The 11,991-nt window shown below is 37.5% G+C and carries 5 protein-coding genes; 1 reads left to right on the forward strand and 4 read right to left on the reverse strand.

The window, feature by feature from the left end:
* The 3 genes from AC4MRQ_RS14110 to AC4MRQ_RS14120 all read right to left on the reverse strand — a co-directional run.
* The coding region (locus AC4MRQ_RS14110) for a DUF6261 family protein (RefSeq protein WP_491198332.1) at window positions 1-418 on the reverse strand (418 nt) is incomplete at its 3' end.
* Window positions 419-1,297: 879 nt separating this feature from the next.
* Window positions 1,298-5,944 carry a TonB-dependent receptor plug domain-containing protein gene (locus AC4MRQ_RS14115; protein ID WP_491198333.1) on the reverse strand — a complete coding sequence of 1,549 codons (4,647 nt, stop codon included), beginning with the start codon at window positions 5,942-5,944 and terminating at the stop codon, window positions 1,298-1,300.
* A 20-nt stretch (window positions 5,945-5,964) separates the two neighbouring features.
* Complete coding sequence (locus AC4MRQ_RS14120; protein WP_491198334.1) at window positions 5,965-8,799, reverse strand: carboxypeptidase-like regulatory domain-containing protein; 2,835 nt, start codon at window positions 8,797-8,799, stop codon at window positions 5,965-5,967.
* 415 nt (window positions 8,800-9,214) lie between these two features.
* On the opposite strand from AC4MRQ_RS14120, the gene AC4MRQ_RS14125 reads away from it, so the two are divergent.
* The gene (locus AC4MRQ_RS14125) at window positions 9,215-11,062 is read left to right on the forward strand and encodes a HAMP domain-containing sensor histidine kinase (RefSeq protein ID WP_491198335.1); all 1,848 of its coding nucleotides are present in this window, start codon (window positions 9,215-9,217) and stop codon (window positions 11,060-11,062) included.
* Between the two features lie 183 nt (window positions 11,063-11,245).
* Here AC4MRQ_RS14125 and AC4MRQ_RS14130 read toward each other — a convergent pair whose 3' ends face one another.
* Window positions 11,246-11,839 carry a hypothetical protein gene (locus AC4MRQ_RS14130; RefSeq protein WP_491198336.1) on the reverse strand — a complete coding sequence of 198 codons (594 nt, stop codon included), beginning with the start codon at window positions 11,837-11,839 and terminating at the stop codon, window positions 11,246-11,248.
* Window positions 11,840-11,991 lie beyond the last annotated feature (152 nt).

Raw genomic sequence — 11,991 nt, forward strand, 5'->3', positions numbered from 1 at the left:
AGGCAGTACTCAATGGCTCTTCACCCAGATCGGTCATCAGATTTTGTAATGCAGCCGACTCTTCTGGTAAGGATAAGCGATACAAGTCATTACCGTAACGTTCAATGGCTGCTTTAATTTGTACAGCCGCCTTCTGCCAAGTCTCTTCCTGACGGTAACTGCAGGCTTCCACATAATTTTTAAATCCCAGGAAACGCAAATCGCGCTGCCGGTCAGCTGCATTAATCTTTACGGTGAATGGATCCACGTAATCACGTGATAAGGCCATATCAAAATTATGAAATGCTCTTGATACCTTGTCAACAAAAACACTCATCCCAGCAATATCAACACTGGCTGAACTAAGGATGGCCAATAATTCTTTAACGAAAGTAAAAAAGGCCTTGTGCGAAAACAATGAATAGGCAATTTTGTGCATAAGAATGTTCTTTAAAGTTTAAAATTAAGTCGTTAAAAGTGCAATAGAAGATCCAGCATAAGCCGGATAGGAGCATAAGGTTTAATTATTTAGTCAATCAATAATCAACATATAAATCATGAACATGTTATTAGCTCACCGGTTTGTATGTATGAATGAGTATTCTGAATAAATAGCTCTTCAAATTGCCAGAAGAAAATCGGAAACAAACTACCTACTCTACAACTTGTAAGAAAGAAAATAGAATCACTCAAGCTACTCTACCGGATACATGAACGAAAACAGAATCATACAACATGCTTTACAATGTGAGAAGAATAAATACGAATCATTTGATCGACTTAATAAGTTGAGAGCAGTAAAACAGAATCATTTAGAATACTCTACAATTGGCGAGAAGAAAAATAGAAGCACTTATCCGATTTTATAAACTGAGAGTAGCAAAACGATACTGTTCATCGAACTGTACAACCTTCCAAAAGGCTAATCAGAAACGTTCAACCATTTCTACAACTGTACAGATAGGTTGTAAGAAAAATAACAATACAATCGTCACTATAGGAAACTTACACGATAATTTAATTGATTCTCCTGATCAAACACGACAATGTATGTAAGGATTTTTTCAAGGGATTGCAGTATGTCAAAGACCTTTTCACATTCCACTAAATATTAGTGCATGTACTATACTGTATCCCGATTAATTATTCTTTATGTTGCAAAATTAATAGCTCTTTCCCTTTAGCATTAATCAAACAACGAAATCTAATTTAAGGTATTTAATTTAAAGTTCAATAGAAGAAGTCGATTATTTTTCAGAACGGTATAAAAGGAAAATCTCCGAGGATGAAATATTTATTCCCCGGAGATGCTTTGTTTTTAATCAGTTATCTCAATGCTTCCAGCCTGATGCCAGTCTTTAAACTCATTGGTATAATACAAATAAGTGCAACTGGCCGGAGAAGAATAAACTCCTGGCATTTCGGCTTTCAAGTCCAGATTAATTGTTTTTCTGGTATTGGGCCCTAACTCCCTATAATAGAAAACTACATAGTTCTTATGAATCTCGTAATAGTCAAACACATGCTCTTCCTGCATTTTCTTCAACTGCCAGGGCTGTGCAGATAAACCAGAAGGCAATCCCACCATTGCGACCGTCATTGGCAAACCACTTTGGCCTTTATTAATGATTCGGGTTGACAGACGAACCAACTCATTCTTTTTACACTTATCTGCCATCAGCTGTGTTTGAATCTGTACCTTACACGCCTTCGATGAAACAGGTATTGTTTGTCGCCAGTTGGCATTTGCAGAAAATGTCACAGGATTAGACAGATCATTAAAGCGAACATGAAAGGTCTGTACACCACTGGTCAGGTACTGCTCCAGTTCTTCAATCTTTACCAACTTATCGTCGCTGCTAATCGTTTTTGTTATCACATCTTTATCGTTGATCGTAATCGTAACACTACCGTTTTCAGGTATTTTATTCACAATAGAAGCATATTGGGTAATGGCTTTTAAGGACAGCACCGTGGCTTGTGTTGAACCGAATCCTCCGTAACTGCGAGCACCGAAAATATAATCCATCAGTGTAAGTACCTCAGTAAAATTTTGATCATCGTTTTTCATCAAAGCCATAGCAGATAATGCGGCTACTTCTACCTGCAGCGATTTACCCCAGGAACGTACTATAGAATGATCCGCTATCAACTTCTCCACTTTCCCTTTGCTTAATTTACTGGTGATTATATCTAACAAAGGCTGTGCTTTCTGCTGATCATTTCGATTTAAAGATGCATTGACCATTAAAGCTACCCGGTAAGCATCTTTGCTCTTTAGTGCTTCCTTCCATGCCTTTTCATACTCTAACTGATAGAGTTCTGGTTGAACACCAACCTCAGAAAATGCATAAACAATATATGCTGCTGTCACTTTTTCTGAAGCACCCGAAAAACCATATTTACCTCTATTGGTATGGAACCCACCTTTACCATTTTTTCGACTCAATAACCAATCCTTGGTTCTTTTTATCATGTCTACACTCACATTCGGATAAACTTCCATCATATCATAGAACTCCATCAGTCCGAAGGCAGTAAGTCCTTCGTGTGGAGGAGTATGACCAAACCATTCGAAACCATGATCTTTAGTTTCGTAACCAACCAGTTTTTTATACCCGGCACTGATATATTTCAGGGTCTTTTCTTTGAGTTCATCACTTAGTTCTTTATTCTCCTGCAGGTATTTCAAGATTAATATATTCGGATATGTGGACGCACTGGCCTGCTCAAAGCAACCGTATGGCTCACGGATAACTGATTCTATACCATCCATCATTTCCGCCAGAACATTGTTGTAAACTGAGATGCTCATTTCAGTGCTTTGATTAACCGCCTTTGACAGATCGAAGCTGAATGTTGCTTCCTTAGCTCTTGCCGAATAAGACATCTCTGCCGGAAAGCCTTTACTAACTACCTGTGTCTCATTTTTATTTTCAACATGCATTTGTTCTGTATTAAAATCCAGACTAATTGTTTCTTTTCCAACCTCAGGACCAACTTTGATATGCATGATAATTTCGGAATATCCGTTGGCCTCAATACTAACACTTGCAGGTGGTGGAGTTAGCCATTCCCAGTCTTCAGGAATCATCAGAGCCAATGCTCCTTCTATCTTTTCATCAGAATTATTGGTAATTAAAACAGGTACTTCCAGTATATCTTCAAATACAACGTAAGGTGGAAATTTCGCTTCGATGGTCAAAGGTTTCTCTACATTATGGAATGCCTCTGCCCTTCCAACCAATCCATTATTTCCAACTCCTTCTACAATCGACCGAAAAGTGGTTATCTCATCTGAGTTATAGAACACCACTTTGGCTTTTCCCTTTTTATCAGTCTTGATGGCCGGATTCCAATAGATGGTTTCACGCTTATCCAGTTTGTCATTCATATCACCTTTACGACCATAGTGTGGCACATAAAACTCCTTTACAAGATCAAAAACATAGGCATTGGAAACATACTGCTGCACCATCTTACGCGCATACTTTCTTGTTCGGCGATAATTATTGTAATAGCCATCTTTCGTATTGATAATAATAACACCATTCGCAGCTCTTGATCCGTATAATGCTGTAGAAGCTGCACTCTTTAATACGTTGATATTTTTAATATTATCCGGATCCACCGTCTGAATATTGGTTACCGGAACACCATCTACAATATACAAGGGTTCATTATTTGCCGATACAGCAGATGTACCCCTGATAATCACAGACGATCGGGCACCCGGTGATCCATTGTTATTGATAACTTGTACACCGGCTACCTGCCCTTGCAATACACCATTTAAGGTTGAGCCATTACTTCTTAACTCACTGGTTGAAACAGTTGTAATTGCACCTGTCAGCTCACTTTTTCGCTGGCTGCCATATGCTACTGTTATAACCTCATCAAGAGCAACTGCATCCTCTTCCATTGCAAAATCAGATGATAGTAAACTGATCTCCTGACTATTATCTGCGTCTGCAATATCCATTGAAATGGAATTATTGACCTCCTTCGTTTCAGCGATTAATGGATTAACTTTCACTTTACCAAACCCAACATGACTATCTGGCGAGTACTTTTTTATATTGGGCGTGGCCTGACTAATGTTAATTCGAATATTGCTTTCATTACGATCAAGCGGAAGAGCAAAAACGCGAAGCAGTTTATAGTCATCTAAATCAGATACTGAAAAGCGACCTCCCTTACCTGTAGTCAGTTTAACAAATTTATTGAGCTTTTCATCAACTATTACAACTCTTGCTTTCACTCCTTTTCCTGCTGAATTGGTTATTTGGCCTAAAATCATATCGTAACGCTCCTTCTCTTGCAGGATAATCTTCTTCATATGAAGTACCTCTGACCAATTAAACCGTCGCCATCCCTGCGTTAGCAGAAGATAATCAATGGCTTCAGGTGCCTTTTCTTCCTCCGGATCAAAGTAAAATGATGGTTCATAAACCTCACCCTTTAAGTCAGACGAAAGCAATAAATTGGATGTGATATTGTCTTGTTTATCATCGGTAAAAGTGATCAACTTGTCATCAACAACAGCCAAAGAAAAATTCCCCTCAACCGGGCTACCAATGCCGTCTTCTACCTTTAGTTCCATTTCCACCTTTTCCCTCGGTGCATAAGTGGTTTTATTGGTTTTCAGATCAATACTAAGCCGATTCTCTGGAAAAATAAAAAATAACCGTTCGGCCAACGGACGCTCAAAGTCATCAAAAACAGTAATCTGAGCCACGCCACTAATGCCCTTCTTATCTATATTCACCGGCAGTTCAAGCTTCCCTCCTTTTAATTTAAACGAATCACAGTAAAGTACTTTACCACGAAGATGAACCACGATATGCACCATTTCATGAATATTGGAATGTAATTCGAAGTGATAAACATTATCCTTTCTTTTATCCAGATGTAGAACGCAACCTTCTGATCGTATGGCTGGTAATGGATACCTTTTCTTTACTCCTGAAGGTTTTAATATAATTGCAGTGTAGGTCTCATTGGAATCAGGTACAAAATCAAAGGCTCCCGTGCCCTGATGAAAACTTTTAAAAGAAGTCACTAATTTGTCTTTACTATTATAAATCTCGCCTTCCACATCGGCAGGCTTACCAAATTCGTTTAAAGCCTTAAAAGCCATTCGGCAAGGGAGCATTTCAATAGCATCGCCTCCTTCCGGCATAAATTGCAAGTCCAGTTTGTTCAGCACGATAGGAATAGCTCCTGAGATGGATTCGTTACGTCCACGATGCGATAACACAACATTTAATACACCATCTGACGAATTTAACTTTTCAGGTAAAACAAAGAAAATATCGGCATCTCCATCTTTATTGGTCGTTGCATTCCCCCGTTGATAAAGGTTACCCTTTAAGCGAACCGTAAAACTAAACTGTTTGTTGGCAATTGGTATATTACTTAAATCACGTACATTGAGTTGGGCCTTCACAGTATCTGATGCCCCATAGGCTTCTTTAGCAAAGTCTAAAACAGATAGGATGCGTGGTTTAATAATCTTTTGTACCTGCAGTTTCTTTTCAAAAACAAATTTAGAACCAAAGTTGCTCATCCATTTGGTATAAGCCTTTAATACATAAAGGCCTCCAGGTGCCTCGTTCGGAAGATGCAAATGTGCTTTGCATTTACCATCTTTCACCTTAAACATTTGCTTTTTAATGGTTGAGCCTTTGGGGTCAATCAGCTCAACGTATAAAATATTGCTAAGTTCGGATGACTTGTGTGAAGTTCCATCCACAAGGTAACCAGCAATCCAGATATCATCGCCAGGTTTGTAAAATGTTTTATCAGTATGCAGGTAAGCTTTCTCAGTCGGATAGAGTAGTTTATACTCGGTCAGTTTCTTATGCAAGTAGCGGATAAATAGCTCTCCGGGCTGTGTAAAACTTGTGATTCCAAAAAACAAAACCAATGCCATTACAGGCCATATATATTTTCGAGTCATCATGTTATTTATCTGTTTTAAGGTTAGAATGTTAGTTTTAATGAAGCGCCATAACGACGTATTTGTGGACTATTGAAATAATCAAGTCCCATGGTGTTATGGTGCCCCCATAATGTGTTAGAACCCAGATTGCCACGATAGCCAGTAATGGTCACCAGATTATTGGCATATAGTGAGAGAGACAATTGTTCCAGCCCCCAGGGTATTATTGTTTTCTTAGGAAAACTGTAAGAGAAATAAAGTTCTTTTAAAACCAGGCGTGATGCATCCTCGATGTATTCCTCAGCCACTCCTCCTACTCCATAACGTACCCATCGGTTATCTTCTTCCATGCCATCTTTTGGTGCAAAGTCAACCAGGATGTTGTTAACAGAACCATCCAATCTAACTCCATCAAAAATGTAATCGCTGATGTGTCGTTGATTAGCGGTAGTGATAGAAACACCATAATAATCAAGAGTTGCCTGAGTGCCGTTCAAGACATCACCTCCAATGACACAGTCAATGGTAAGCCCCCAACTCCATCCTCTTGAGCTAAATTGATTACTTAACCCGATGAGATAATCGGGATTTGGATCGCCAATAACAGCCAACTCCTGTTTAGTAATTGGAAATCCATCATCACCTATGATCATTTGCCCCTGTGTATTTCTCATAAAAGCACTTCCGCGAATTACCCCGGGCGTCTGACCAGTAACAAATGCGGTATGCACATCTTTAAAACCAGCAATAGCAATGGGCCGATTATCTTCCAGATGGACTAATTCTGGTTTTGCCTGCGATATCAATAGCTTTGAATTCCATTTAAAGCCATGATTAAGAATCTGTGCACTTATTTCCTGCTCCCATCCTTTCGTTTTAATCTCTCCAACATTTTTAAAAACCAATTCGTTATCATCCACTACAGGGAAAATACTGTTTTCGCGATTGGTTAAATAAAATGTTGTGGCTGTTATCAGGCGACCATTAAGAAAAGAGGTTTCGAGTGAAAGATCATGCTTGGTAACTAATTCAGGTCGGAGAGCATCACTTATATCAATCTCCCTATCTTCAAAGTAAGAATTAAAGTCGCTGACATTATAAAATAGTGAATTTGATAATCCGGCTGGTGTCTGTAAGCTATACTCGTTAACCACTGTATGATAATCGTATCGAAGTTTGAATTTCTGAAACACATTGTGCGTATCCCAAAAGAACAGAGCATCCATAATATTGAAGGGGTTAAGGTAGAAACCTATATTGGGACGCACATATGTTTTATCACTTGTTGATGAAGCATATACATTTGTACCTGCTTTTATCAGAAACAAATCTCTATTATGATTATACTGTATAAATGGACTGCCCATCAACGCTTGTCTCTTTCGTGTTTCTACAGGCTGTTCCAAACCGTTTAGGTTTAGCTCTCGGGTATAATTATAGAATTCGGCTCTGAATGGTACAATTAACCTCAACTTGTATGTATAAAGGTTATTAGAGAAATTCGCACCCATGAAATAGTTTTCGAGTTTCTCTTGGCGCAAGCTGCTCCTCTCCTTATCCTGCCCAACCATCAGTTCCGGAAAGTACAGGTATCGCTTGTCACGAAAAAGCTCACCGGAAACACTGACATCAATAGAACCGGTATTCCAATCTTCGTTAAAATCAACATTGTAATTAAACGATTTTATCTTTCTTGTATTCAATCCCTCACGCACTATAAAATAAGGATTATCAAGCTTTCCGGGCGAGGCACTTCGAATCGTCCCATCGGGATGATAAATATTACCGGTCTGCTTAAGTGCCTCCTTTGAAGACAATCCGTTGGCATTATCAAAACTTACCGGTGTCAGGTAAACACCAGCCAATGTTCGCGATTGCATCAAGCCATCCGCATATCGCTGATCATTATTGCTAAAATTGACACTTGCTTTAAGACGCTCATCCCAATTAAGCTTAAATCGAAAAGTATGTTGTGTGTTTTCTTCATTTGGAATCACTCCTGTACCACGTTCGTTTTGATAGATCAAATTGGTTTTTACCCCATAAATAGTTTGATAGCTGGTAAGTCCTATCGTTCTATTAATTCCTGTTTGAAAAAAATCTTTGGGCTTATAAGCAATGGCAGCTTTTCCATTTCCTGTGCCTCTCAATACCAATGATCCATTTCTATCATTCGAAGTTGGAATACCGTCGAATTCAAGATTGCTTATTGGCGGCCCCCATGAAAAATACTCACCTGTTTCGGGTCCCCTATAAGTTAATTGCCCATTTATCGGGCGCCCTTGTGTATAATCCGTTTGCAATTGCGGTAACCTGCCAGTTGTCAGAAAAGACACATCACTTTCAACCATAATATTACCCATCAAAAAGGGCCTTTCTCCATAAGGATCAGTATATCGACGGACCTGACGCTTTGCTTTTGCATTACCCATATCCAATGCCCTTACATTCGTTCGTTCGTAATGCTTCAACACTAATGAATCTGCAAGATAACGCCGATATTTTTTCATCCGTTCCTCATACTCAAGCGAATCTTTAAGCGTTTGAATTTCCTGCTCTCTTTTAAATCGAGTTTCTTTAGTAGTATAATTGTAAGGAATAATTTTTCGTGTCCCTTTGGGATTTAAACCCGAACGCGTTACAATGGCTCGCTGGGTTTTCATTCCAATAAAACTAAATACCAGAGTTGATCCTAATGGGGCCTTAATTGAATAATTACCGTTTATATCGGTTATTGTACCCTCTTGGGTTCCTTCAATAAATACTGTTAAGCCTGGTATGGCTTCCCCATGTTTATCTGTCATAGTACCTATGACCGTGATTTCTTCCTTTTGAGCATTAATTGAAATTACTCCGATAAACAGTAATAAGATCATGAAAAACCTTCTCCGGGTCGGGTGAATTTGCATAGTCATTTGTGTTAAGTTTTAAGAATTTATCAAGAGGATGCAATGACTATTACAATTCCATAAATAACTTTGAAAATAATTTCAGGCACTATGCGTCAAACACCTATACCATCATTTCGAACCTTCAGAGCATGAAGGAAATCTCAGTCGCCCGACTAAATTGATTTAATGCATATTAGACAAACAATGAGTGACGTGTTAAGTCAATATCTTTTTACGAATCTCAATGAACAATTTTAAGTTCTGTTCCTTACATATAGCCTATTTACCTGAGTCCGAAAAACGTGATTGTTTAAACAAAATATATTCCGCATATTCGCAATAAATCAACCAGTTAATAATGCTTCGACCCAATTCTATAAAAAATAACTTTGTGCTGACAATGAGTCTATTTGTTATGCTAACCGTCTTGACGCTTGGTTTTATACATTATTACTCAGTACGCCAATCATTAATGGAAAAAGTATACGACTCCCAACTTGTTTCCAGTTTAAAGGCACACCAAAGCAATCTGCTAATAATTATTGAAAAGGCTCTCGAAACATCATTAAACCTGGCAGATGATCCTGCTTTTTTAGAATGGTTCAGTTCGAATGATGGTGATCCGCAAATAAAGAAGATAGCCCTCCAAAAGCTTAATGTACTCCACCATGACCTTGGCTACCATACCATTTTTGCAGTGAATAAAAACACAAATGAATATTGGAAGGAGGATTTTGAGTTACTGGAAGTCATTTCAGAAGATGATCCTGATGACTCATGGTTTTTTGAAACGATTAACAGCAAAAGAAAAAGCACGCTTAACTTCGATTACAATAAAGTACTTGATCAATCGATGTTATTTGTCAATGTCCTCATGGGCAAAACAGATGACCCTGTTGGTATAGCAGGTGTCGGTATTGACCCAGCGATTTTGATCGATCAATTCAAGCAAAACAAACCATCTGGAGATACTCATCTTTGGTTGGTTGATAATCAGGGAAAAATACTTTTATCTGAGAACACCAGTGAAATTAATATCAATATCCGAACACTGTTTACTAATCATGATATCTCAGAATTATTAACTGGTCCTGATGAACAGATAATACGGGAAATTAATTTCAAAGACAATAAATATGAATTAGCTAGCATGACAGTCGGCTCCTCTGATTATCGGGTTGTGATGGTGGTTCCTCAAAAGTATATTCTCAAAACGGTTAATGTCATTGTATACAATACAATTTGGTTAACCATTATCGTATTAATATTAGTCTTGCTCGTATCTTCTTTATTAGCTAAGAGCATCTCGAAGCCAATTATCCATCTGACCCAGTTATCAAATCAGATGGCTCATTCGAAACTAAATGTGAAGGTAAAAGAAAAGCTTTTTAGCCGACGCGACGAAATTGGTCAGTTAGCGGTAGAGTTTGATCAAATGCAAAAGCAATTATCAGATATGATAGAAAGGTTAAACCTTGCAAATACTGATTTGGAAAATGAAAAAGGTCAACTCAAAAAAATAAATGTAGAGCTAAAAACCGCTATTGAGAAAGCATCTGAAAGTGAGAAATTGACAAAAGCATTTATGGCTAACATCAGCCATGAAATCAGAACCCCTATGAATAGTATTATTGGCTTCGCTCAACTTTTGGAAATGGAATTGGTTGATGACGCATTGTTAAAATCCTATGCCGAGATGATTATCAAAAACAGCAATCAACTCCTGTCTATCTTGAATAATATCATTGAAGTTGCCAAGTTGGATTCCGGGATTACTAAACCCAAATATTCTGATTTCTCAGCCAATCAATTAATTGACGAGGGCATTAATCTCTTCGCCTATGACATAAAAAGCTCAGTTAAAATTGTTAATGAATCTGGAACAAAACAAATTGATGTCACGGTAAAGTCAGATAAAGTCTTAACCTTAAGAGTTATCAGTAACCTAATATCCAATGCTATAAAATATACTAAGGAAGGTATTGTAGTAGTTGGTTTTACCACGAACGATGAGGAAATTATTTTCAAGGTATCCGACACAGGAGTGGGTATTGCCGAGGAACATCAACAATCAATCTTTAAACCTTTCTGGCAGGTAAATAACTCCTCATCCATTAACGAAGGAGCTGGCCTTGGCTTAGCAATTTCAAAGATGGTGGTAGATATATTAAAAGGTAAAATATGGCTTAAAAGTACACCTGACAAAGGATCAGAATTTTACTTTTCCTTGCCATTAAATCAGAATTAAATGGAATATAATCCTGCCTCATAAAGTGTAAGAAATTTAGCTTTACGAACTTCCTAAGTTAAGCGGAGTCAAAGCGCATATTTAGTTTTACATTTTCATTATATTTGGCGGTGGAGCCGAAGTTACAACTATCCAAAACTCACACGCCTTATGCACTATGCGGTTTGTTGGCATTCGTTTTTTTCAATAATTTACATTGTAAAATGTTGTATCTATATTCTCAATATAAACTGACCTATTAAAAAGCTTTATAACGTCAGTTGGGTAATTATTTGAATAATAGATAAAGCCATATGAAGTAAATATGTATTCTTCATCTGCAACGACCGAGAAATCAATCACAGTATCTTTACTAGTTACATTAAACTCTGTAGCTTGAGCAGGAAATCCATTATTTCCAAAATAGCTATCACTGTCATAAAGCGAAAAATCAATTTTATTAAACCTTTCATTTACATTACTAAAAATCACGCTTAAAGTCCGTTTAGGCCTTATATAGAAATCAAAATTGTGATTTCTACCTGCTTCAAATGTATAATTGGGAGATATGTATGTTTCATTTTCAATTTTCACAAAGTATGTGCCTTCAAGTTCTTTCTTTTGAGAACCAATTCCTTTATTGAAAATGAACTTACCATCTTTATTTAGCTTTAAGGTATCCTTAAAGTTATACTCATAACGTGGTTCAATAAAATCAATAATTACATTAATATCTTCATTTTGCACAACAGCCCCACTATAAAAATCTTTTACCACACCAGTAATTTCAGTTGACAAAAATGAATCCTTCTTGCAACCCATTATTGTAATCAACATTATCAATAGATAGAAGTTAACACTTAGCTTTACCATCTTTTCAATTCTCAATTTTTCTAAATAAATGCGTTTTGTCAATAGTTGTCTTGTACGCTATGCAAATGAGGCCAACT

This window comes from Carboxylicivirga sp., from assembly GCF_982718395.1.

Coding starts and splice junctions, on each gene's coding strand:
- AC4MRQ_RS14120 (WP_491198334.1), bottom strand. CDS start 8,799: ATGATCTTATTACTGTTTATCGGAGTAATTTCAATTAATGCTCAAAAG.
- AC4MRQ_RS14115 (WP_491198333.1), bottom strand. CDS start 5,944: ATGATGACTCGAAAATATATATGGCCTGTAATGGCATTGGTTTTGTTT.
- AC4MRQ_RS14125 (WP_491198335.1), top strand. CDS start 9,215: ATGAGTCTATTTGTTATGCTAACCGTCTTGACGCTTGGTTTTATACAT.